Source organism: Mycolicibacterium iranicum, from assembly GCF_014190915.1.
Classification (GTDB): domain Bacteria; phylum Actinomycetota; class Actinomycetes; order Mycobacteriales; family Mycobacteriaceae; genus Mycobacterium; species Mycobacterium iranicum_B.
Window position 1 is genome coordinate 686,385 of sequence record NZ_JACHVU010000001.1, and the last position, 22,356, is coordinate 708,740.

Here is a 22,356-nt window from a genome sequence, read left to right on the forward strand (position 1 = left end):
CCTTACTGAGTAGTCACTAAGTTAGGGTGTGTGGACCATGGTACGCACAGAACGGGACCGGCGACGGCGCCTGCCTGCCGCCGAACGCCGTCGGCAGATCATCGCCGAGACGACAGCGCTGATCGCCGAGCGCGGCTTCTGGGGCCTGTCCACCCAGGATGTCGCCGATGCCTGCGGTATCACCGTGCCGGGCCTGCTCCACCACGTCGGGTCGAAGGAAGCGCTCCTGCTGGAAGTCCTCACCCATCGCGACGAGGAGGACGCCCGTGCCCTCGCCGAGGACCTGGCCGGGCAGCCACGGCGGACGGGTGTGCCGCTCCTGCGGCAGATGTGCTCGGCGATCGTGCGCCGCAACGCCGCCGCGCCGGAGGTGGTGCGCCTGTTCACGGTGCTGCAGGGGGAGTCGCTGACGCCGACCCACCCCGCGCACGCGTACTTCCAGCGCCGACGGCGCAGGGCGGTCGCCGCGCTCGCCGACCTCGCCTCGGGGCACGCCGACGACCCCGAGGCGCTGGCCCGCCGGCTGCTGGCGATGATGGACGGGCTGCAGATCCAGTGGCTGCAGGAGCCGGACCGGGTGGACCTGGTGTCGGCGTGGGAGGACGCTGCGGGGGGTCTGTTCGGTCGGCGCGCGCGCCGATCAGTTTGAGTGCTGTCGAATTTGCCTACCACCTCCGCGGCGCGATCCAGCTCCGTGTAACAGCTCAGTTACCAGCGGTTACAGCCTGTCATCACCCTCCCCGACCCGGTTGACAGCAGTTCAGCAGCGGCGTAATGATTACGATGTGTCTGAAGTCACTGTCGCGGACGACGCAGTCCTGGACGTCGGTATCCAGGACCGCGTGTCGTTGCCGAAGACCGGCTTGTTCGGGCTGCAGCACCTGCTGGCGCTGACGGGCATCTGGATCTTTCCCGTCCTGATCGGCGCGACGCTGGATCTGAGTCAGCAGGACGTCAGCCGCATCGTGCAGGCCTGCTTCCTGCTCACGGGGCTGGTCACCATCCTGCAGTCGAGCCGCATCGTCCGTCTTCCGATTGTGCAGGGTCCCACCGCCGCCTTCTTCGTCGCGATCCTTGCCGGGGCCGCGACCTACGATCTCGGCACGGCGTTCGGTTCGATGGTGGTGGCCGGCCTGATCTTCATGGCGCTGAGCATCCCCGTCGGGAGGTGGGGCCTCTTCGGCCACATCCGTCGGTTTGCGGCGGATCCGATCGTGTTCGGGACCCTGTTCATCATCATCGGCGCGCAGCTCGCCAGCATCGGACTTCCCGGATGGTTCGGCACACCGGGTACCGACGGCTACGGCTGGTCGAGCTTCTGGATCGGCCTGGTCGTCGTGGTGGTCATCGTCGCTTGCATGATCTTCGGCGGTAACACTCTGTTCAAGCGGGCCGCGATCGTCACCGGGATCGTGGTCGGATCGATCCTGGCGCTGATCGTCGGCGTCTGGTCGCCCCCGGACATCGGTCAGGCGGACCTGCTCGGAGTCCCGACGCTGTTCCCGTTCGGCTTCGGGGTGGCCTGGCCGGTGGTGGTGCTGATGCTGCTGGCCTATTTCCAGGCCGGCGCCGAGGCCATGGGCATGTACACCCTGGTCGCCGGCTGGGGCGGGGAGAAGCTCTCGGTGAACCGGATCAACCGGGGTCTGTTCACCGAGTTCCTCGGCTCCACGGTCGGCGCGGCGTTCGGCGGCATCGGCACGACGTCCTACCCCGAGAACGTCGGCATCATCCGCATCACGCGGATCGGCAGCCGGTTCGTCACGATGGCCGCCGGCACGTTCGCGCTCGCGCTGGCATTCCTGCCCCAGGTCAGCCTGTTCATCGCGGGCCTGTCCGGCGCCGTGCTCTCGGCGGCCTCGACGATCCTGTTCGGCATCATCGCCATCAGTGGCGTGCAGATGCTGCAGAAGGTCCGCTGGGACGATCTCAACGTCGCCGTTGCGGCGACGTCGTTCATCGTCTCCCTTGGCGCGCAGTGGATTCCGGAGGACATCCTGGCGGGTCTGCCACCTCAGGTCGCAGGGTTGATCGACACTCCCATGATGCTGGGGATTCTCCTGCTGCTCGGCCTGCACATCGCGGTCAACTTCGGTGCCCGCCCGATGCTGGAGCGCCGTCACGTCGCCGCCCCCACGCCGGTGCACGAGGCGTCATGACGCGCCACCTGGTGCACGGCGCCGAACACGACCTCGACCCGCGCGCCGACTTCGCGGCGTGGCTGGATCCCCGCCGCACCGCCGTCGTGTCCATCGACATGCACGAGGGCCATCTGTCCGAGGACCCGGAGTGCCCGTGCCCGGCGCCCCGCGGCCGCGACATCATCGGACCGGTCGACGCCTTCCACCGGCAGGTCCGCGAGCGCGGCGTACCGGTCATCCACGTGCGATCCGAACTGCGGGCGTCGGGAGCCGACGACGTCAAGGGCGCGAGCTCGAGCGCGTGGCGGGTGACGTTCCCCCAGCACGTGGGCCCGATACCCGGGGCCGAACAGCACGCGTTGCAGGGCAGCCGCTGGACGGAGTTCGCGACCGCGGTCGCCCCCGGCGACGAGATCGTCACCGGCAAGAAGCGTCTCTCGGCGTTCTACCCCACCGACCTGGACTTCCTGCTGCGCCAGATGGGCGTCACCGCCGTGGTGCTGGACGGCATCATGGCCGATTGCTGCGTGCTCAACACCGCGTTCGACGCGTCCAACCTCGGTTACCGGGTGACGGTGCTGCACGATCTCGTGCGGGGAACCGACGAGGGGCTGGAGTCGGCTGCGCTGTCGATCGTCTCACTGCACCTCGGGCTGGTGACGTCGTCGGAATCCCTGCTTGAGAGCTGGGACGCCTGAGTCCCCCGGGAGCGTCGGTGGCGCGGGTGTCGAGCGCGCGGATCAGCGGGCCGCCGAGGCGCGCGGGCGCGCGCAGCTGACGGGGGCGGGCGCCGGAGCCGGAGCGGCCGCGGGCACGGCCTTGCGACGATGGCGGGTGGCGTCCTTGGCGATGCGCCGGTCCAGTGCCCGGTCGTCGCGCTTGGAGATCGAGTTACTGTGCTGCACAAGTTGATCGAGCTGCTGCCAGCTGAGCCCGTCGAGATCGCCGTCGGCGTCGTGGGTCGCGACCACGACACATCCGCGCAGCAGCGGGACGGACTTGGCACTGAAATTGGTGGTGGCCATGAGCAATTCGGTGGCCGCACGGTTCACCCGGCGCTGGCAGCCGGGGGTCGACGGGCTGAACCAGAAGTCGAACTGGCGGTCGGTGCTGGTCAGGCAGTAAAGCCCTTGGTCGTGCATGAGCTTCTCGATGTCGGCCTTGGTGTAGGCCCGGGTCTCATAAACTGCGCCGCGAGGGCTGAAGTACAGGACTGTGTTCATTCCGAAATCCCATTCGTCTCTTTCTCAGGGTGTGGTGTGCGCGGGCGCGCCGCCGCGCTGTGAACAGAGTTACCCATGTGACAAATGAGACAAACCTTGATCTCGAATCGGACACGGCGAACAGCCCGGCATGGCACAGGCACGTCCGGGCGAGGGGGAGGGGAGCGCTACCAGCGCTGACGCCACCGGTCTCGGTAGTTGCGTCCGTCGGGATCGTAGAACGCGCGGTAGGCGGGTTCGGCCCACAGACGGGTGAGCCGGCCGAGCTTCTCGGGCCGGTGGGGCCGCAGCCGCCCCGGTGGCCGAGGTCCGGCCCGGCCGCCGTCATACCAGTCCTGCAGGGCCGCCGCCGACGACGCGATCGTGGCGACGGCGTCCTCGGGGTCCAGCAGGCCGTCGTCCTGGCTGCCGTCCGCGGCGCGGTCGAGGTGCTCACGCAGCAGGCGCAGGCGCAGGTCCCGGGCGAAGAGGCGGGCACCGTCGCCGAGTCCCGCCGGATCGCGGGGATCACGCTCGTCGCGGGTCTCGTCGAGCACCGCGCAGGACAGCTCGCTGTCGTGCGTCCACGACCGCCGGTTGAAGTTGTCGCTGCCGACGCTGACCCACACGTCGTCGATGACGCACACCTTGGCATGCACGTACACCGGTGTGCCCGCGTGATTCTCGACGTCGAAGATGTGCACCCGCTGCGGGTCGACATCGCGGCACGTGTCGATCGCCTGCCTGCGGCCGACCTGGTTCGGTGGCAGCGCGAACCGTCCGTCCACGTCGGGATGCCGGGGCACCACCGCGACGAGGTGCAGGCCGGGATTGGCGGCGAGGGCCTCGGCGAACAGCTGGGAGATGTGCTTGGACCACAGGTACTGGTCCTCGAGGTAGATCAGGCGCCTGGCCCGCTTGAGCGCCTTGGTGTAGCCGCGCGCCACGCTGCGCTCCCCGCGCGGGGCGAAGGCGTAGGAGAAGTGCGCATCGGGATAGGTGCGGAGCACCTGGACGGAGTGCGGCCCGCGCTCGCCCGGGTCGGGCGGCTGTGCGGGCAGCTCGTCCGGGGTCAGATCGGCGCGGCGCAGCTTGTCGGCGATCCACGCGATCGGCGAGAGCATGTCCAGCGGCGAGGGGTCGGTCCAGCGTTCGCGGAACGTGGCGTCCAGCGCCCCGACGACAGGGCCCTGGATGCGTAACTGGACGTCGTGCCACGGCGGCGTGTCGCCGTAGGCCTCGGCCATCCGGACCGCCTGGGGATCGCCGCGGTGTTCATGGTCGTCGCGGCGCGAATGACACAGGTCGATGCCACCGGCGAACGCGACGTCGCGTTCGGGGGCGCCGGGATGCCGCAGCACCACCAGCTTCTGGTGGTGGGAGCCCCCGAACCGGACCCGCTGGTCGAGCAGGACCTCACCGCCTGCGGCCTCGATGGCGTCGCCGAGATGCTGATTCTCTTCCTCGCTGTAGGAGAACTTGTCGAGGTGCGAGCGCCACATCAAACCCTTGACCGTCACGCCCCGCTTCGCGGCCCCGCAGAACAGTTCGGAGATGGTCGGCCCGTCGTCGCGCAGCCGTTCGTCGGGGTCACCCCGCCAGTCGGTGAAGAACAGGCAGTCGCCGCGCTGCATCGCTTCGACCTCGGCGGCGAGCCGGTCGAAGTACGTCGCGCCGTGGATCAGTGGCTCGACCCGGTTGCCGGTGCACCAGTCCGGCATCTCGGTCGCAGGGTTGCCGCGCTGCGCCGTCGTCAGGAACCAGTCCGCTACCTCGGCCACCGGGACACCGGATCTCAGGCCGCGCGCAGATGTTCGGCGGGGCTGCGGTTCGTCACGGCGCGCCATGGCTGCCACCGGAACATGCCCGCCCCCTGCGCATAGGACAGATGCCCGCCCAGCGCCCCGCCGACGCCCATCGCCCCGAGTCCGAGAAGCAGGTACGTGCGTGCCGCGCGTTCCCGTTCGCGGCGGTACGCCCGATAGGACAGCGACAGCATCGCGACCCCCACCGCGTTGGAGGCGGCGTGCACCAACCCGACCCGGCGCTGCCGCCGGTCGAGCAGCACGTAGTCGGCCCATCCGGCCAGCACGGTCGGCGGCGTGGCCGCCAGCCCGACACCGAGCAGGCGGCGCGCGGTGGTGGCGTCCTTGAACCCGAGGTCGAAGACCGCGGCGCTCAGCCAGGTGCCGACCGGCACGGTGATCAGCAGGGGGTGGACGGGGTGGCCGAGCCAGGACCCGCGAAGCAGGCCGGCCAGACCGGCGCGGCTGACGACGCGGTCGGCGACGTGGGCCGCCCTGTCGGCGGTGTCATCGAGGGAGGCGGCGTCCTCGACGCGCGCCAGGAGTGCATGAAGGCTGCTCATGGACCCGATCTACCCGGGTGACGCGGGGCCCAACCGTGGAAAATCTCCGGGGGATGTCGAGAATGGGGCGACGGCTCCGTCCCAGGGATGAGCGACCGACACGGGTCGCCGACTCGAAGGGAGAACCCGATGGCGAAGTACCTGTTCCTGAAGCACTACCGCGGCGCCCCGGCGGCGGTCAACGACGTGCCGATGGACCGCTGGACCCCGGCCGAGGTCGACGCTCACCTGCAGTACATGAACGACTTCGCCGACCGGTTGCGCGACAGCGGAGAGTTCGTCGGCAGCCAGGCGCTGTCGGCCGACGGCGCCTGGGTGCGCCACGACGGTGACGGGAAACCACCCGTGACCGACGGCCCGTTCGCCGAGACGAAGGACCTGATCGCGGGCTTCATGATCGTCGACGTGGACAGCTACGAGCGTGCGGTCGAGCTCGCCGGCGAGCTGTCGGCGGCACCGGGGGCGGGGGGCCGCCCCATCCACGAGTGGCTCGAGGTGCGGCCCCTGCTCACCGCCGGTCCGGCCACCACCGACTAGCCGTACCGACCAGCCGTGGACGAGGCGCAGCTGCGCAACCTGATCCCCGGTGTGCTGGCTGCGCTCGTGCACCGGGGTGCGGACTTCGCGACCGCCGAGGACGCCGTGCAGGAGGCACTGGTGCGGGCGTGGGAGACGTGGCCCGACCGCCACCCCGACGACCCCAGGGGCTGGTTGATCACCACGGCATGGCGCCGCTTCCTCGACATGGCGCGCTCGGACACGGCCCGGCGGGAGCGCGAGCTGCGGGTCGTCGACGAGCCGGCTCCGGGGCCCACGGAATCGGTGGACGACACCTTGACGCTCTACTTCCTGTGCGCGCACCCCGCGCTGAGCCCCGCCTCGGCGACGGCGCTGACCCTGCGGGCCGTCGGGGGGCTCACCACCCGCCAGATCGCGCAGGCCTACCTGGTGCCGGAAACGACGATGGCGCAACGCATCAGCCGGGCCAAGCGCACGATTGCCGATTCCCGCCTCGACGAACCGGGTGACCTGGCCACGGTGATGAAAGTGCTGTATCTGGTGTTCAACGAGGGCTACACCGGCGACCCGGATGCCGCGGACCTCGCCGTCGAGGCGATCCGGCTGGCCCGGCAGCTGGCGGCGTTGACCGCCGACACCGAGGCACACGGGTTGCTGGCACTGTTCCTGCTCCATCACGCGCGGCGCGCGGCCCGCACCCGCGGTGACGGGAGCCTCGTGCCACTGGCCGACCAGGACCGCAGCCTGTGGCGGCGGGACCTCATCGCCGAGGGCGTCGCCGTGCTGCAGTCCGCCCTGGCGCGCGACCGGCTCGGCGAGTATCAGGCCCAGGCCGCGATCGCGGCGCTACACGCCGATGCGCAGACCGCCGCCGACACCGACTGGGTGCAGATCGTCGAGTGGTACGACGAGCTCGCCGCGCTGACCGACAGCCCGGTGGTGCGCCTGAATCGCGCTGTCGCCGTCGGTGAGGCCGACGGGCCGCGGGCGGGCCTCGTCGCGCTGGCCGGTCTCGATCCGCGGCTCCCGCGCCACACCGCGGCGAGGGCTTACCTCCACGAGAAGGCCGGCGACACCGCGACGGCAGCCCGGCTGTACGCCGAGGCGGCGGCCCAGGCGTCCAGTGTGTCCGAGCGCAACCACCTCACCCTGCAGGCGGCCCGACTGCGCGCCCGGTGACAAGGGGAGCAGTGGAATAGCCTCGTGGGACCCGGCGTTGCCACCGCCGACGACAGCCAGTGAGGGGCGCCCATGAAGTTCGGTATCTCGACGTTCGTCAACGACGACACCATCGACACCGTGTCGCTGGCCCGCGCGGTCGAGGAGCGGGGTTTCGACGCGCTCGCCGTCGCCGAGCACACCCACATCCCGGCGAGCAGGGAATCGGCGTATCCGCTCGGCGGTGAGCTGCCGTCGATCTACTACCGCACCCTCGACCCGTTCGTCACGCTGGCCGCGGCCGCCGCGGTGACCTCGAAGATCCAGCTGATCACCGGGATCGCGCTGCTCATCCAGCGAGATCCGATCGTCACCGCGAAGGAAGCCGCCAGCATCGACCTGATCTCCCAGGGCCGCTTCGTGTTCGGCGTCGGCGCGGGCTGGAACATCGAGGAACTGCGCCACCACGGCACCGACCCCAAGACCCGCGGCGCGCTGCTGGACGAGCGGATCGAGGCGATCAAGGCGCTCTGGACCGACGAGCCGGCCGAATACCACGGCAGATACGTCGATTTCGCGTCGTCCTACCTACGCCCCAAGCCGGTGCAGAAGCCGCATCCGCCCGTCCTCATCGGCGGCGACTCGGATGCGACCGTCAAGCGCATCATCCGCCACGGCGCCGGCTGGATCTCCAACCCGCTGCCGGCGAAACGACTGGCCATGCGCATCGATCAGATCCGCGCCGGCGCCTCCCACGACGTCCCGCTGACGCAGTTCGGCACCCCCGCCGACCCGGACTACTGGCAGGCCTCGGAGGAACTCGGGTTCGGGCAGGTCAACCTGTTGCTCCCCACCAAGCCGCTCGACGAAAGTCTGCGCCTGCTCGACGATTACGCCGAGCAGGTCGCACACTACCGCGGCTAGGTCGTCCCGGGTTCGCTCATCGCCGCAGCCCGGTCGGCGGCGGTGAACCCGGTGCGCCGGCCGGCGCGGGCCGACCCGATCCACGAGCTGGCCGCAGCGCTGACGGCGACCGTACTCGTGTAGTGGCTGCTGTCGTAGGTGATGGCGTCCTCGGCGGCGACACCCATCCTGGCTCCGACCTCGACGGCGTCGATGTTGGAACCCAGGAAGATGAACCGCCAATTCCATTGCCGGCGTTGCTGATCGATCAGATCCCGCACCGCAGACCATGTCCACTCGGTGCTGGAGTTCTCCATGCCGTCGGTCATGATCATGCAGATGACCGTCCCGGGCCGCTCGTTCTCGGGAAGGGCGGAGAGGCGTCGGCCGACCTCGGTGATGAACCGTCCCGTGCTGTCCAGAAGAGCGGTCATACCGCGCGGGACGACCTCGAAGTCCGGCACCAGGGCGATGTCGGTCGGCGGGTACACCAGCTCGTAGACCGTGTCGAACTGGGCGAGCGTGACCTCGCACAGGCCGGGCTGCTGACGTTGCTCGTTGATCAGTTCGCGCCAGCCGTCCTCGGTGGCGGCCTTCGAGGTCTTCATGGAACCGGAACGGTCCAGCAGCGCGGCGATGAGCGTCTTGTCGGGATTGGTCACGATTGCCTCCAGCAGCGTCGATCGGCTACCCGGCTTGACGGGCGTGGAGGCACATGGTGATTGCTCGTATCGCCACCGGCATCGGCGGGCGGAAGACCCGGGATGATCAGGTGCGCGTCGTCCACCCGGTGGATGCGGCACTGATCACATTCTACGCCTCAGCGCAGCGTCAGCGGTCGGCGTTTTCGTAGCGCTGCGCGACGGCGACGAGCTCGTCGCGGACGGTGGAGTGCGGCATCGAGGCAATCCGCGCGTAGAGACGACGCCGATCACGGTTGACCTGGCGGGCGGCACGGTACTGCGCGAACATTCTCGGACTCCTGATGTGTGGTGTGGGGTTCGGCGCGATTCGGGGGTCGCCCATCGGCCGGACTCCTTCGATGGTCCGTGTTACGTGCAGGTAAATCAAACCGCTGACGTGTGATTTTGCGGACAGAGAGGCGGGTCACAGGCCCTGGGCGGGTGGGTGCGGATCGCCGCGTCCGGCCGCAGTCGGCCCACGCGGTCAGTCCAGGCGGCCGGCGTCGGTGAGCCGCAGCACGGGGACGCCCTCCTCGTCGGAGGCGTCCAGGTCGACCTCCACCTCGAATCCCCAATCGTGGTCTCCGGCAGGGTCGTCGAGGATCTGACGCACCCGCCAGAGACCGGGCTGACGGTCGATGATCAGCAGTGCGGGCCCGCGGGCGTCGGCGCCGGTCCCGACGTCGTCGTGCTCGTCGAAGTAGTCGTCCCCGATCTCCTGCCAGCGCTGCGCCGAGAGCCCCGCCCGGCCGTCGAGGGCTGCGAGCTCGTCCCAGCGCTCTCGCGCGAAGAGTTCGACGCGGCGGAACAGCGCATTGCGCACCATCGCGGTGAACGCCCGCTCGTTGCCGGTCAGCGGTCGCGGCCGCGCGGGTACCGCGACCGGTTGATCGTGGGGCTGGTCGGGGCTGGTGAGTTGCTCCCATTCGTCGAGCAGGCTCGAATCGACTTGGCGGACAAGCTCTCCGAGCCATTCGACGATATCGGTCAGCTCCTCGGTGCGGGCGGTCGCGGGCACGCCCGAGCGCAGCGCCTTGAACGCATCGGAGAGGTAGCGCAGCACCGCGCCCTCGGAGCGGGTAAGCCCGTAGACGCTGACGTACTCCCGGAAGGTGAAGGCACGCTCCCACATCTCGCGCACCACGGACTTCGGTGACAGCTTCCCGTCGGCGGCCCACGGATTGCTCTGCAGATACACCTCGTACGCGTGCTCCAGCACGTCGGCCAACGGCTTCGGGTAGGTGACCTCGTCGAGCAGCTCGATGCGCTCGTCGTACTCGATGCCGTCGGCCTTCATCTGCGCCACGGCCTCGCCCCTGGCCTTGTTCAGCTGCGCCGCCAGTACCTGGCGCGGGTCTTCCAGCGTCGCCTCGATCACCGAAACGACGTCCAGCGCATAGCTTTCCGATTCGGAATCGAGCAGGCCGATCGCGGCGAGGGCGAACGTCGACAGCGGCTGGTTCAGCGCGAAGTCCGGCGGCAGGTCGACGGTCAGCCGGTAGCGAACGGGGCGAGCGGAGCGACGGGAAGCGGACATGCCGTCGGGTTCGGGCGCGTCCAACCTCTCCACCACGCCGGCCTGCAGCAGCGATCGCGCGATGCCCACCGCCTCGCGGATCAGCCGCAGCTGTTTCTTGCGCGACTCGTGGTTGTCGGTCAGCAGCCGCCGCATCGCCTCGAACGGATCGCTGGATCCATCACCCGCCCCGTGCCGGCCCACCACACTCAGGATCATCCCGGTGAACACCCGCATGTTGCTGGTCAGCGGTTCCGGCGCGGCGTCCACCAGGCGGGTCATGGTGGTCTCGCTCCACGGCACCATGCCCTCGGGAGCCTTGCGGCGCACCAGCTTCCGCCGCTTCTTCGGATCGTCGGCGACCTTGGCGAACTGCTTGAGGTTCTCCACCTCGTGATCGGGCGCCTGCACCACGACCGTGCCCGCGGTGTCGAACCCGGCCCGCCCGGCCCGGCCGGCGATCTGGTGGAACTCGCGCGCGTTGAGCAGCCGGGTGCGGGTGCCGTCGTACTTGGACAGCGCCGAGAACACCACCGTGCGGATCGGCACGTTGATCCCGACGCCGAGGGTGTCGGTGCCGCAGATGACCTTCAGCAGACCCGCCTGCGCCAGCTGCTCGACCAGCCGCCGGTACTTGGGCAGCATGCCCGCGTGGTGCACGCCGATGCCGTGCCGGACGAGGCGCGACAGCGTGGCGCCGAAGGCCGACGAGAAGCGGAACGCCCCGATCATGTCGGCGATCGCGGCCTTCTCCTCCTTGGTGCTGACATTGACGCTCATCAACGCCTGGGCCCGCTCCAGCGCCGACGCCTGGGTGAAGTGCACGACGTAGACCGGCGACTGCCGGGTGTCGACGAGCTCCTGGATGGTCTCGTGCATCGGCGTCGTGGCGTAGGAGAAGAACAGCGGTACCGGACGTTCGGTGTTGGCGACCAGCGCCGTGGGCCGTCCGGTGCGCCGCGTCAGGTCGTCGCGCAGGAACGTCACGTCACCCAGCGTCGCCGACATCAGCAGGAACTGCGCCCGCGGCAGCTCCAGCAGAGGCACCTGCCAGGCCCAGCCGCGGTCGGGGTCACCGTAGAAATGGAATTCGTCCATCACGACCAGATCCTCGGCGGTGTTCGCAGGGCCCCCCTCGCGCAGCGCGATGTTCGCCAGGATCTCCGCCGTGCACGCGATGATCGGCGCCTCGGAGTTCACGGCCGCATCGCCGGTGAGCATGCCGACGTTGGCCGCGCCGAACACGTCGCACAGCGCGAAGAACTTCTCACTCACCAGCGCCTTGATCGGCGCCGTGTAGTAACTGCGCCGGCCCGCTGCCAGGGCCGCGTACTGCGCGCCGGTGGCCACCAACGACTTCCCGGAGCCGGTCGGGGTGGCCAGGATGACGTTGGCGCCGCTGACCAGCTCGATCAGCGCTTCCTCCTGCGCCGGGTAGAGCGTGGTGCCGCGGTCGGCCGCCCACTCGGCGAACGCCGCGAACAGCTCGTCGGCATCGGAACCCACCGCGCGCAGCGCGGACAGGTCGTTCGGATTCTCGATCAGGGTGGCCATCAGGGATACAGCCTGCCAGGTTTGCCGAACCGCACTGTTGTCAATATCACCTCCCATGGCGGGGTTCGGTGATGTCCTCGAATGGGTCAAGCATGAGGTCGGCGCGCGCGTGCCGAAGGCCGACCTCGATCAACGCGATGCGGACTACATCCGCGAACAACTGCCCGGGCTGTGGCTGCTGGCCTCGCTGTACTTCCGCGCCGACGTCCGCGGTCTGGACCGCATCCCGGCCAACGGGCCGGTGCTGCTGGTCGGCAACCACAGCGGCGGCAACCTCCCGCCCGACACATTCGTGCTCACGCTGGCGTTCTGCTCGTACTTCGGCATCGAGCGCCCGTTCTACCAGCTCGCGCACAACCTGGTGGTGTCCATGCCGGGCCTCGGGTCGCTGCGCAAGTTCGGCACCGTCGCCGCCAACCACGACAACGCCACGCTCGCGCTGAAGTCCGGTGCCGCGCTGCTGGTCTACCCCGGTGGCGACTACGAGGTGTTCCGACCGTCCTGGAAACGCCACGAGGTGGACTTCGGCGGACGCCAGGGATACGTGAAGCTGGCGCGCGAGGCCGGGGTGCCGATCGTGCCGATCGCGAGCGTCGGCGGCCAGGAGGCGGCGCTGTTCCTCGACCGCGGCCAGTGGCTGGCCCGGCTGCTGCGGGTCGACAAGATCGCCCGCCTCAAGAGCGTGCCCATCCTGCTGGCGCCGCCGTGGGGGCTGGCGGTCAGCGACATGGTGCCCCGGCTCCCGCTGCCGACCAAGATCGTGATCGAGGTGCAGGACCCGATCGATCCCGACGACATCGCGGGCAGCAGCGACGACGACGTCAACGACAGGGTCCTCGGCAGCCTGCAGTCGGCCGTGGACCGACTCGGCGCCGAGCGGCGATTCCCGATTCTCGGTTAGGAGGCAGCGATGCGACTTGCCCGCAGCGTGATGGTCGACGTCGAGCCGCACCTGGTGTGGAAGCACGTCAGCGACCCGGGGTGCTACCCGGAGTTCATGGCCAGCCTGGAGCGGTGGGAGACCGTCACCGACGGACCCGTCGGGGTGGGTTCGCGCTACACCGTGCACTGGAAGGTGGGTTCGGTCCCCATCGGCGGTGTCATCGAGGTGGTCGAGTTCGACGAGGCACGCGACCTGGCCTGGATCGGGATCACCGGCGTGACGCTGCGGGGACGGTTCCGGATGCGCGACGCCGGCGACGGTCGCACCAAGGTGACGTTCCGGCTGGCCTACGAGGCGCCCGGGGGTGTCCTCGGTCTGATCGCCGACTACGTCGCGTCGCGGCAGGTGGCCCGCATCATGGACCAGACCGTCCGGCAGCTCAAGGTGCTCGTCGAAGGCTGAGCGACCCGCAACCGATCCTCAGCGAGGCGGGAAGTACATCTCCTGACGGACCGTGCACACCAGGTTCCCGTTGCGGTTGAACATCGTGCCGCTGGCCATCGCGAGGGTGTCGGCGCTGCTCGGCGACGACTGTTCGTAGAGCAGCCAGTCCGACAGGTCGGCCGCCGAATGGAACCACACCGAATGGTCCCGCTGCGCCGACACCCTGACGCCGCCGCGTGCGGCGAAAGCCGGCTCGGTCAGCGTCACCGCCGACAGGTACGCCACCAGGGACGCCGTCAGCACCGGGTCGTCGGGAACACTGCCGTCGGGTCGCCACCAGATCCGCGACAGCGCGGGCGGCGCGGTCAAGGCGTCGACGATGCGCCGCTCGAACCACCGCAGGCTCGCCCACTGGCCCGGGGTCGTGTCGTCCGATTCCGCGAAGTGGGGCGCGACCTCGGGCAGCGATTCCGGTGGTGCGACCTCGGGAATGGGTGGCTGGTAGGTGACGGGTTCGGCGCCGGGGTTCCTCTCCTTGAACGACGACATCGCCTCCAGCAGGATCTCGTCGCCCTGGCGGGCCGTCACCCGGCGCGCCGAGAAGGTCCGGCCCTCCTGCAGGGGGACCACCTCGAACGTCACCGGCTCTCGGGCGTCGCCGGGTCGCAGAAAGTAGGTGTGGACGCTGTGCGGGGTGCGGCCGCGCGCGGTCAGGCTGGCTGCCAGCAGTGCCTGGGCCGAGATGTGGCCGCCCAGAATGTGGTTGGCGGGCGCGGGCAGCTGCGCGCCGACGAACGACGACCGCCCCGACGCCTGTTCCGACGCCTGTGTCGACGAGGAATGGGTGCTGTCGGATTCGAGCTGCAGGGAGGCGAGCACGTCGCCCAGCGAGGAGGACACCCGGACATCTTGCCTAGGCGCTGCGCAGCGTCAGCAGGGTGATCTCGCTGGGGGCGAAAACCCGGAACGGCGGGCCCCAGAAACCGGTGCCGCGGCTGGTGTAGAGCTGGGTGCGTTCGCCGTGACGGCTCAGCCCGCAGACCACGGGCTGCTCCAGCCGAACCAGGAAGTTGAACGGCCAGATCTGTCCGCCGTGGGTGTGGCCGGACAGCTGCAGGTCCACCCCCGCGCGGGCGGCGTGCACCACCTGTTTGGGCTGATGGGCCAGCAGCAACACGGGCGACTGCGGGTCGGCGCCTGCGAGCGCGGTGCCCAGGTCGGCACCGTGACCGCGCACCCCCGAGCCGGCGGCGGTGGCGTCGTCGATACCGGCGACGACGAGCCGGTCACCGCCGCGCTCCACCGTGATGTGCCGGTTGTGCAGCACGTCCCATCCGATGCGTGCCATGTAGTCGAGCCAACCCTCGGCCTCACTGAAGTACTCGTGATTTCCGGTGACGTACACCCGCGCCGACGTCGCCCGCACGTCGGCCAGCGGGGCCGCCTGGGCGTCCCGGATCTCGGCGGTGCCGTCGGCGATGTCTCCGACGTGGCACACCACGTCGGCGTTCAGGGTGTTGACCCGCTCGACCACACCGGCCGACCAGCGGGCCCGGTCGATCGGCCCGTAGTGCGTATCGGTGATGACCGCGACGCGCAGCCCGTCCAGACCGCGCCCGAGGCGGGGGAGCGTCACGTCGAGGCGTCTGACCCGCGGTACCCGCATCGCCTCGAAGTGGCCCCAGCCCAGCAGGACGGCCACGACCGCGAGGACGACGACCGTGACGATCCGGGAACGCAGCGGGTCGGCGACACCGCCCAGCAGCAGACCCACCTCGAGGAGCTGGCCGAGGACCGACCACACGAACAGCACCCACGCCGCGCCCAGCAGCGCATCGCCGAGCGCGGCCGCCCGGTCCCGCCGGCGTGCGTGTCCGAGCATCATCGTCGCCGGCAGCGCCGCGAACGCCGCGGCGAACACCACCGAGCCGGCGACGACCACAGCGGTCGGCCACGCGGCGCCGCCGACCACCAGCGACCACCACGGCACCCCGAACAGCAGGGCCATGATCGTCAGCACGACGGCGACGCGTCGCCACCGGCGCCGGCGCCGCGGGCGCTCGTCGGCGGCCTGCTCGACCACCTCGGCGGGGTTGTCTGTCATCTATCGAAAGTACCGGCGCGCTGTTCCGCCCCGGCCCGCCGCGGTGTTCAATAACCGGGGAGGTTTACAGATGGCTGCAGTTTCGTTAATCACCGGCGGCGCCGGCGGCATGGGCCGGGCCACCGCCGACATCATCGGGCGCGACCACGCGGTGGTGCTGTGCGACGTCAGGCAGGACCGGCTCGAGGGGGCCGCGGCGGCCCTGGCCGACCGCGGTGTCGACGCGACCGCGGTGGTCTGCGACGTGACCGACCGGCAGGCGGTGAAGGACCTCTTCGCGAGGGTGACGGGCCTCGGCACGCTGGTGTCGGTCGTCCACACCGCCGGGGTCAGCCCGAGCATGGGGGACGCCGAGTATGTGATGCGGACCAACGCGCTGGGCACCGTCAACGTCGACGAGGAGTTCTTCGCGGTCGCCCCCGAGGGCGCGGCGATCGTGAACGTCGCGTCGATGGCCGCACACATGCTTCCCGCCGAGATCATCCCCACGTCGGCGTTTCCGGTTGCGCTGCAGGACCCCGACCGCTTCATGACCGAGATGATGGCGGCCTGCGCGATCGCCCCGGAGGAGGCCCGCTCGGGAATGTCCTACGCGGTGAGCAAGAGTTTCGTCCGGTGGTACACCGTGGCGCAGGCCGAGCGCTTCACCGGGCGCGGGTTGCGCATCGTGTCGGTCTCGCCGGGGTCGGTCGACACCGAGATGGGCCGCCTCGAAGAGCAGGCCGGCGCGGGGGCGATGGTCGCCGACGCCGCAGTTCCGCGGTGGGGCAGGGCCGAGGAGATGGCCGAGCTGCTGGCGTTCTGCGCCGGCGACAAGGCCGGCTACCTCACCGGCACCGACATCCTCAACGACGGCGGTGTGATCGCCTCGATGACCGAGCGGGCCCGCGTCGCCGCCGAAAAGAGTTGACACGCCTGGGTGTTCGCCACCGACCCGCAGTGCGCGCGCTGCCCGGCACCGGGCCGATAGGATGTCGGCGTGCGTAGCCACGGCTGGGGCGGAAACACCCCCGCCTCCGACGAGGAGGCCATCGAGCGCATCCTGAACGCCGCGGACGCGATCATCGCCGCCCGGGGGTCCTCGATGCGGATCGCCGACGTCGCGCGCGAACTCGCCGTGACGCGGCAGACCGTCTACCGCTACTTCCCGAGCACCGACGCGCTGCTGATGGCGTGCGCGATGCGCTCGGCCGACGGATTCCTCGACCAGCTGGCCGGGCACCTGCGGGGCTACCGGGAACCCGCGGCGGCCATGGTCGAGGGCGTCGCGTTCACGATCGAGGCACTCGCCCACGACGACACCATCGAGTTCCTCTTCAATCAGCGTGGGCGGGGCGGACTGGTCCCGTCGATCACCTCCGACACCGCACGGGCCTTCGGCAGGGCACTGCTGCACCGGCTCGACGTCGACTGGGACGCTTACGGATACGACGACCTCGCACTGGACAGACTCGCCGAGTTCGGTCTGCGCTCGATACATTCGCTGCTCCTCGACCCCGGCAGCCCGCCGCACCAGGGCGCCGAACTGAGGGATTTCCTCAGCCAGTGGCTCGGACCCGCCGCGGCCGGTCTGCCGTCGCGGTCGTCCCGCCGGACCGGCTGAGCCCCACCCGCCCGTCCTCGTCGACAGCCGGGACGCGGGGCATAGTGGGTGCGACGATACGAGCGTCGACCGCCGTCGACCCGGAGCCGGGAGAAGTGCAGGATGAGCTGCTGCCACGACAGCGCCGCCGAGGGCGCGTTCACCGTCGATGCCTCGCGCATCACGTTCGGGCGGGGGTGCCTCGCCGAGGTCGGGGACCGGGCCGCGGCGTGGGGCGTCCACCGGGTGGCGTTGTTCTCCGATCCCGTGGTCGCCGCGCTGCCGGTCTTCGACACCGTGCGGCAGTCGTTGCGCGACGCCGGTCTCGACGTGGTGTCCTACACCGACGTCCGGGTCGAGCCGACCGACGAATCCTTCCGGCGGGCAGCCGAATTCGCCACCGAGGTGCAGCCCGACGGGTACGTGTCGGTGGGCGGCGGATCGGTGATCGACACCGCCAAGGCCGCCAACCTCTACGCCAGCCACCCGGCCGACTTCCTGCACTACGTCAACGCGCCGGTCGGGGAGGGCGCGGCCGTGCCGGGGCCGCTGCGGCCACACCTGGCCTGCCCGACCACGTCGGGAACCGGCAGCGAGGTGACCGGCATCGCGATCTTCGACCTGTTGTCGATGGCCGCCAAGACCGGCATCGCGTCGCCGGCGCTGCGCCCGACCGAGGCGCTCGTCGACCCCGACTGCACGGACACCCTGCCCGCCACGGTGGTCGCGTGCAGCGGACTCGACGTGCTGTCGCACGCACTCGAGTCCTACACCGCCCGTCCCTACACCCGCCGCACCGCACCGGACCGGCCCACGCTGCGTCCGATGAGCCAGGGCGCCAACCCGTGGAGCGACCTCGGCTGCCGGGAAGCGCTGACCCTGCTCGGGCGCTACCTGACGCGCGCCGTCGCGGATTCCTCCGACCGGGAGGCGCGCGAGCAGGTGATGTGGGCCGCCACGCTGGCCGGCATCGCGTTCGGCAACGCCGGGGTGCACCTGCCCCACGCGATGGCCTATGCGGTGGCCGGCCAGGTCCGCGACTTCCGCCCCGAGGGCTATCCTGACGCTGAACCCATTGTGCCGCACGGGATGTCGGTGATCCTCAACGCGCCTGCGGCGTTCCGGCTCACCGGCCACACCGACCCGGTGCGCCATCTGGACGCCGCGGGACATCTCGGTGCCGACACCGCAGGGGCCGCCCCCGAGGACGCGGGCGCGGTCCTCGCCGACCACGTCATCCGGATCATGCAGGAGGTCGGCATGCCCAACGGCCTGGGTGGTGTCGGCTACACCGACGCGGACAGCCGGAGCCTCGCCGAGGGCACCTGGCCCCAGCAGCGACTGCTCGGCAACGCGCCGATCGAGCTCGACAAGGCCCTGCTGGCAACGACTTTCACCCAGTCGATGCGGTACTGGTGAGGTGGGGGGCATGACCGGTCACCGCACCACCGACTACGGCTACTTCCTTCCGATCACCACCCGGTGGATGGACAACGACGTCTACGGCCACGTCAACAACGTGACGTACTACAGCTATTTCGACACCGTCGCCAACCACTATCTGATCCGCGAGGGTGGGCTCGACATCCAGACCTCCCCGGTGATCGCCCTTGTGGTGGAATCGAAATGCTCCTACCGGGCTCCCGTCGCCTACCCGGACGCGCTGCGTGCCGGACTGCGCGTGGACAAGCTCGGCAACCGGTCGGTGACCTACGGCATCGGGATCTTCGCCGACGATCCGGCCGATCCCGACATCCCGGGTGAGGCGGTCGCGCACGGCCACTTCGTCCACGTCTTCGTCGACCGCGAACAGCGCACCGCCGTCCCCATCCCGGAACCCCTCAGGGCGGCGCTGGCCACGCTGGTCACCGAGGACACCCGGTGACGGCGCCCGGGCGCCTCGATCCCGTCCAGCGGCGCGCCTGGCTGAGCTACATGCGGGTGTACCACCGCATGGAGTACGAGATGAACCGGCAGCTGCAGGCCGACTGCGACATGTCGCTGCCCGACTTCACGGTGATGAATGCCTTGACGCTGTCGCGTGATTCGCGCGCGCACCTCAACGTGCTGGCCACCACCATCGGTTGGGAACGCAGCAGGCTGTCCCACCACGTACAGCGGATGAGCGCGCGCGGACTGGTCGAGCGCCGGCGCTCCGACTCCGACGGCAGGGCCACCGACGTCGTCCTCACCGAGGCCGGCCGGCGCGCGTTCGACTCGGCGGCGCCCTCGCACGCGGCATGGATCAGGACGCTGTTCTTCTCCGAACTCGACAGCGACCGTCAGGATCAGCTCGCCGACCTCCTCGAGGCGGTCTACGAGTCCATCCTGCGGCACGGCACGCTACCGCGGCCCGAGCTCGACGAGGACGGGCCGCGGTGAGCGCGATCAGAGCTGCTCTGCTCCGCCGTCGACGAACAACTCGGTACCGGTGACGAAGCTGCTCAGGTCCGACGCGAGATAGAGCACCGCCGAGGCGATCTCGTCCGGATGCCCGAGGCGCCCCAGCGGCACGTCGGCCCGAAGTCCGTCGAGCAGCGCCTGCTGGCCCTCCTCGGGAGCGAGCCCCTTGAGTCCCGGCGTCTCGACGGGCCCGGGGGTGACGGTGTTGACGCGGACGCCGCGACCGGCCAGTTCGGCCGCCCACGTCCTGCCCAGTGAACGGATGGCGGCCTTGGACGCGGCGTAGGCGCTGAACGACGGTGTGCCGTTGTGTGCGGCGGTGGATCCGGTCAGGACGATCGATGCGCCGGGGTTGAGCAGCGGCAGGGCCTTCTGCACGGTGTACACGGTGCCGTAGACGTTGGTGCCGAACGTCTCGGCCAGGTGCTCGGGGGTGATGTCCTCGAGGGTGGCGAACTCCCCGCCGCCTGCGTTGGCGAAGACCACGTCGAGGCCGCGGCCGTGGGCCCGGATCGCGTCGAAGACGGCGTCGAGGTCGGTCGGCTGCGACACGTCGCCGCGGATACCGGTGGCCCGTTCCCCGATGGAGGCCGCGGCGGCATCGACGGTGGACTGCGTGCGCCCGGTCAGGAAGACGTGGGCGCCCTCGGCGGCCAACCGCTGTGCCGTGGCCAGTCCGATGCCGGAGGTCCCGCCCGTGATCAGTGCTGTCTTGTCGTTCAGTAGTGCCATTGCTGCGCTCCTGTGCTGTGGTGGATGAGCTTCTGCCCATCACAACTTCGGTGACATGTCACCTATTCCCTGGAGGAGAATCCGATGCCCGATTCCATCGAACACCTGATGCGCGCGAACCTGATCGAGGTGTTCAACGAGCGCGACGAATCCCGGCGCGAGGCGGCCATCGCCGCCACCTATGCCGAGGACGTCCGCTGGACCGACGAGGACGGCGTGGTCACCGGACGCGCCGAGCTGGCGACGAAATGCGTTCAGCTGCAGGCGAATCTGGGTGAGAGCCAGTTCGTGGCGGCCGGTCCGGTGCATCAGGTGCCCGGATTCGGGCATCTCGCGTGGAACCTCGTCGACCCCGCCACCGGAGCGACGGTCATGGGCGGCTTCGACGCGGCGCTGATCAAGGACGGGAAGATCACCGACCTGTGGACGGTCCTCATCCCCCCGCAGCCGTGAGTGGCCGGGCCGACAAGCGGGTCCTAGTCCGCCAGCGCGGCGGCGATGTGGTCGGCGACCTCCGCGGCGACGCGGCGCGTCACCGGGTCGGAGGCCGGACCGTAGCGATCGGCCGCCGCGTCGTACCGTGCCCCGGCGATGTTCCCGTGGTCGGCGTCCATCTCGATCAACCGCACCGGCCAATCCGCCGTGTGCAAACGCCCGGCGAACTGCCGGCTGACCTCCGGCGGGACGACGTCGTCAGCGGTGCCGTGCAGCAGGGTGAACGGGGTCGGCACGTCGACGGTGCGCAGCTCGTCGACGACGTCGTCGGCACCCGAGACCGGATCGCGGACGACGAACGCCCCGGCCAGGCACACGGTGTGGGCCAGCGGGTAGCCGTGCCGGGACGCGTGCGCGGTCAGACCGGCGGCAGCGAGGCCGCCCAACGACCAGCCGACCACCGCGAGCGCGCCGGCAGCCTCACCCCACGACCGGGCGAACTCCACCGAGGCCAGCAGGTCGGCGCGTCCGCCGTCGTCGCTGTGCGAATCCCAGTCGGGCGCGACGACACCGAGCCCGCGCTCGGCGAGCAGCTCGGCGAGGACGCCCACCGACGCGCGAGCGTCGGTCTGCGTGCCGTGCCAGAGCAGGACCCTGCGCGCCGACGGTTCGCCGAACAGGTCGACGGACCGCCCGGGCGCGTACTGCTCCGTCCTCATCCGGGTTGGCTCACGGTGCTGGCCAGCGCCGACAGCGTCTCCTCCGCGGTGTATTTGGGCCGCCATCCGAGCTGATTGCGCGCCTTGCCGGTGTCCATCACCACCGACGTGCGGCCCGCGTGCAGCCACTCCAGCGCCGACGGCACGTACGGCAGCCGGGCAAGCACCTCCGACGTCGCCTTGGCCGCGGCGAGCGGCACCCGCAGGGGCCTGGCGCCCAGCGCCTCGCCGACCGCCGACATGGACAGGACCCCGTCGCCGGCGATGTTGTAGGCGCCCGGAGGCGCGGTGGTCGTGGTCACCGCCATCGCGATGGCCGTGGCGACGTCGTCGTGGTGGACCAGCTGCAGCGGGGTGCCCGGGTCGGGGAACGGCGGTTTGAGCAGCGGCAGGGCCTGCGTCACCCTGCGGACCGGCATCGGCAGCTGGTTCCAGGGCATCACGTCTGCCAGCGCCGTGGCCTTGGGTCCGGCCACGATGCACGGACGCAGCACGTAGACCTCGAGGTCGGACCCGGCGGTGACCTCGGTCAGCGCGGCCTCGCACGCCGCCTTCTGCTCGGAGTAGTAGTGCTCGGCGGATCCGCGGGCGGGCACATCCTCGGTGATCGGGACGGGGTTGTCCGAGTGGTATCCGTAGGCGGCCACCGACGAGGTGTAGACGAGCCTGCGGGTGCGCGGTGAGGCCACCGCGGCCTCGAACACGTTGCGGGTGCCCTCGAGGTTCACGCGGGCACTCTCCTCGCGCGACCCCATGATGATGAACGCGAGGTGCACCACGATGTCGGCGTCCTCGATCAGCCGGTCGACGGCCTCGCGGTCGAGGATGTCGCCCTGCCGGTACACCGTCTTCGTCCAGCCCTGTTCGGCGGGATCGAAGGGGCGCCGCGCCATGCCGACGATCTGCGTGACCTCCGGATGCGCTTCGAGCGCCGAGATGGTCGATATCCCGATCTCACCCGTTGGCCCGGTGACGGCGACGCGTAAGGACATGCCGCACCGGGTTCCCGC

25 protein-coding genes are annotated in these 22,356 nt (G+C 70.2%); 14 read left to right on the plus strand and 11 right to left on the minus strand.

The features are described from left to right. The first annotated feature begins 37 nt into the window (after window positions 1-37). The 3 genes from FHR72_RS03130 (at window position 38) to FHR72_RS03140 (ending at window position 2,839) form a co-directional block, all read left to right on the plus strand. A complete protein-coding gene (locus FHR72_RS03130) occupies window positions 38-649 on the plus strand; it encodes a TetR/AcrR family transcriptional regulator (RefSeq protein WP_183466415.1) in 612 nt (203 codons plus the stop codon). 136 nt (window positions 650-785) lie between these two features. Continuing rightward, window positions 786-2,159 (plus strand): uracil-xanthine permease family protein, encoded by a 1,374-nt coding sequence (locus FHR72_RS03135; RefSeq protein WP_183466416.1) that lies wholly within the window; start codon window positions 786-788, stop codon window positions 2,157-2,159. Then, window positions 2,156-2,839 carry a cysteine hydrolase family protein gene (locus FHR72_RS03140; protein WP_183466417.1) on the plus strand — a complete coding sequence of 228 codons (684 nt, stop codon included), beginning with the start codon at window positions 2,156-2,158 and terminating at the stop codon, window positions 2,837-2,839. Before FHR72_RS03135 ends, FHR72_RS03140 begins: the two co-directional genes overlap by 4 nt. 42 nt (window positions 2,840-2,881) lie before the next feature. Here the strand turns inward: FHR72_RS03140 and FHR72_RS03145 are convergent, their stop codons facing one another. From FHR72_RS03145 to FHR72_RS03155, 3 genes are all read right to left on the minus strand, one after another. After that, window positions 2,882-3,364: a hypothetical protein gene (locus tag FHR72_RS03145; RefSeq protein ID WP_183466418.1), complete on the minus strand. Its 483-nt coding sequence runs from the start codon at window positions 3,362-3,364 to the stop codon at window positions 2,882-2,884. 167 nt (window positions 3,365-3,531) lie between these two features. Continuing rightward, window positions 3,532-5,124, minus strand: coding sequence for a phospholipase D family protein (locus FHR72_RS03150; RefSeq protein WP_311736037.1), 1,593 nt, complete (start codon window positions 5,122-5,124; stop codon window positions 3,532-3,534). 14 nt (window positions 5,125-5,138) lie between these two features. Next, window positions 5,139-5,711, minus strand: a complete 573-nt coding sequence (locus FHR72_RS03155) for a DUF2231 domain-containing protein (RefSeq protein ID WP_183466420.1) — start codon at window positions 5,709-5,711, stop codon at window positions 5,139-5,141. Window positions 5,712-5,840: 129 nt separating this feature from the next. Between FHR72_RS03155 and FHR72_RS03160 the strand changes: the two genes are divergently transcribed. The 3 genes from FHR72_RS03160 to FHR72_RS03170 all read left to right on the plus strand — a co-directional run bounded on the left by FHR72_RS03160 (window position 5,841) and on the right by FHR72_RS03170 (window position 8,312). After that, complete coding sequence (locus tag FHR72_RS03160) at window positions 5,841-6,248, plus strand: YciI family protein (RefSeq protein ID WP_183466421.1); 408 nt, start codon at window positions 5,841-5,843, stop codon at window positions 6,246-6,248. 15 nt (window positions 6,249-6,263) lie between these two features. Beyond that, window positions 6,264-7,409: an RNA polymerase sigma factor gene (locus tag FHR72_RS03165; RefSeq protein WP_183466422.1), complete on the plus strand. Its 1,146-nt coding sequence runs from the start codon at window positions 6,264-6,266 to the stop codon at window positions 7,407-7,409. 72 nt (window positions 7,410-7,481) lie between these two features. Further along, on the plus strand, window positions 7,482-8,312 hold the full coding sequence (locus FHR72_RS03170) for an LLM class F420-dependent oxidoreductase (protein WP_183466423.1): 831 nt from the start codon (window positions 7,482-7,484) through the stop codon (window positions 8,310-8,312). Here FHR72_RS03170 and FHR72_RS03175 read toward each other — a convergent pair. The 3 genes from FHR72_RS03175 to FHR72_RS03185 all read right to left on the minus strand — a co-directional run bounded on the left by FHR72_RS03175 (window position 8,309) and on the right by FHR72_RS03185 (window position 12,044). Beyond that, the gene (locus FHR72_RS03175) at window positions 8,309-8,953 is read right to left on the minus strand and encodes a vWA domain-containing protein (RefSeq protein ID WP_183466424.1); all 645 of its coding nucleotides are present in this window, start codon (window positions 8,951-8,953) and stop codon (window positions 8,309-8,311) included. The genes FHR72_RS03170 and FHR72_RS03175 overlap by 4 nt on opposite strands. 169 nt (window positions 8,954-9,122) lie before the next feature. Continuing rightward, window positions 9,123-9,263 (minus strand): hypothetical protein, encoded by a 141-nt coding sequence (locus tag FHR72_RS03180; RefSeq protein ID WP_183466425.1) that lies wholly within the window; start codon window positions 9,261-9,263, stop codon window positions 9,123-9,125. A 195-nt stretch (window positions 9,264-9,458) separates the two neighbouring features. Beyond that, window positions 9,459-12,044 carry a DEAD/DEAH box helicase gene (locus FHR72_RS03185; RefSeq protein WP_183466426.1) on the minus strand — a complete coding sequence of 862 codons (2,586 nt, stop codon included), beginning with the start codon at window positions 12,042-12,044 and terminating at the stop codon, window positions 9,459-9,461. Window positions 12,045-12,099: 55 nt separating this feature from the next. On the opposite strand from FHR72_RS03185, the gene FHR72_RS03190 reads away from it, so the two are divergent. Both FHR72_RS03190 and FHR72_RS03195 read left to right on the plus strand, forming a co-directional pair. Beyond that, window positions 12,100-12,945: a 1-acyl-sn-glycerol-3-phosphate acyltransferase gene (locus FHR72_RS03190; RefSeq protein WP_183466427.1), complete on the plus strand. Its 846-nt coding sequence runs from the start codon at window positions 12,100-12,102 to the stop codon at window positions 12,943-12,945. Window positions 12,946-12,954: 9 nt separating this feature from the next. Continuing rightward, window positions 12,955-13,389, plus strand: coding sequence for an SRPBCC family protein (locus FHR72_RS03195; protein ID WP_183466428.1), 435 nt, complete (start codon window positions 12,955-12,957; stop codon window positions 13,387-13,389). A gap of 18 nt (window positions 13,390-13,407) precedes the next feature. On the opposite strand, the gene FHR72_RS03200 is transcribed toward FHR72_RS03195, so the two are convergent. After that, window positions 13,408-14,271 carry an acyl-CoA thioesterase gene (locus FHR72_RS03200; protein ID WP_183466429.1) on the minus strand — a complete coding sequence of 288 codons (864 nt, stop codon included), beginning with the start codon at window positions 14,269-14,271 and terminating at the stop codon, window positions 13,408-13,410. 13 nt (window positions 14,272-14,284) lie between these two features. Continuing rightward, a complete protein-coding gene (locus FHR72_RS03205; RefSeq protein WP_183466430.1) occupies window positions 14,285-15,475 on the minus strand; it encodes a metallophosphoesterase in 1,191 nt (396 codons plus the stop codon). Between the two features lie 70 nt (window positions 15,476-15,545). On the opposite strand from FHR72_RS03205, the gene FHR72_RS03210 reads away from it, so the two are divergent. The 5 genes from FHR72_RS03210 to FHR72_RS03230 all read left to right on the plus strand — a co-directional run bounded on the left by FHR72_RS03210 (window position 15,546) and on the right by FHR72_RS03230 (window position 19,439). Further along, window positions 15,546-16,385 (plus strand): SDR family oxidoreductase, encoded by an 840-nt coding sequence (locus FHR72_RS03210; protein WP_183466431.1) that lies wholly within the window; start codon window positions 15,546-15,548, stop codon window positions 16,383-16,385. 69 nt (window positions 16,386-16,454) lie between these two features. Further along, the gene (locus FHR72_RS03215; protein WP_183466432.1) at window positions 16,455-17,078 is read left to right on the plus strand and encodes a TetR/AcrR family transcriptional regulator; all 624 of its coding nucleotides are present in this window, start codon (window positions 16,455-16,457) and stop codon (window positions 17,076-17,078) included. Window positions 17,079-17,180: 102 nt separating this feature from the next. After that, a complete protein-coding gene (locus tag FHR72_RS03220; protein WP_183466433.1) occupies window positions 17,181-18,476 on the plus strand; it encodes a hydroxyacid-oxoacid transhydrogenase in 1,296 nt (431 codons plus the stop codon). 10 nt (window positions 18,477-18,486) lie between these two features. Next, window positions 18,487-18,942 carry an acyl-CoA thioesterase gene (locus FHR72_RS03225; protein ID WP_183466434.1) on the plus strand — a complete coding sequence of 152 codons (456 nt, stop codon included), beginning with the start codon at window positions 18,487-18,489 and terminating at the stop codon, window positions 18,940-18,942. After that, entirely contained in the window at window positions 18,939-19,439 is a 501-nt protein-coding gene (locus tag FHR72_RS03230) for a MarR family winged helix-turn-helix transcriptional regulator (protein WP_311736038.1), read from the plus strand. Before FHR72_RS03225 ends, FHR72_RS03230 begins: the two co-directional genes overlap by 4 nt. Window positions 19,440-19,445: 6 nt before the next feature. On the opposite strand, the gene FHR72_RS03235 is transcribed toward FHR72_RS03230, so the two are convergent. Beyond that, on the minus strand, window positions 19,446-20,192 hold the full coding sequence (locus tag FHR72_RS03235) for an SDR family oxidoreductase (protein WP_183466435.1): 747 nt from the start codon (window positions 20,190-20,192) through the stop codon (window positions 19,446-19,448). 84 nt (window positions 20,193-20,276) lie between these two features. Here FHR72_RS03235 and FHR72_RS03240 point away from each other — a divergent pair, with 84 nt between their 5' ends. Then, the gene (locus tag FHR72_RS03240; protein ID WP_183466436.1) at window positions 20,277-20,645 is read left to right on the plus strand and encodes a nuclear transport factor 2 family protein; all 369 of its coding nucleotides are present in this window, start codon (window positions 20,277-20,279) and stop codon (window positions 20,643-20,645) included. Window positions 20,646-20,668: 23 nt separating this feature from the next. Here FHR72_RS03240 and FHR72_RS03245 read toward each other — a convergent pair whose 3' ends face one another. Together FHR72_RS03245 and FHR72_RS03250 are read right to left on the minus strand one after the other, a co-directional pair. Further along, window positions 20,669-21,346 (minus strand): alpha/beta hydrolase family protein, encoded by a 678-nt coding sequence (locus tag FHR72_RS03245; protein ID WP_183466437.1) that lies wholly within the window; start codon window positions 21,344-21,346, stop codon window positions 20,669-20,671. Further along, window positions 21,343-22,338: an NAD-dependent epimerase/dehydratase family protein gene (locus FHR72_RS03250; RefSeq protein ID WP_183466438.1), complete on the minus strand. Its 996-nt coding sequence runs from the start codon at window positions 22,336-22,338 to the stop codon at window positions 21,343-21,345. The genes FHR72_RS03245 and FHR72_RS03250 overlap by 4 nt, the downstream gene beginning before the upstream one ends. Window positions 22,339-22,356 lie beyond the last annotated feature (18 nt).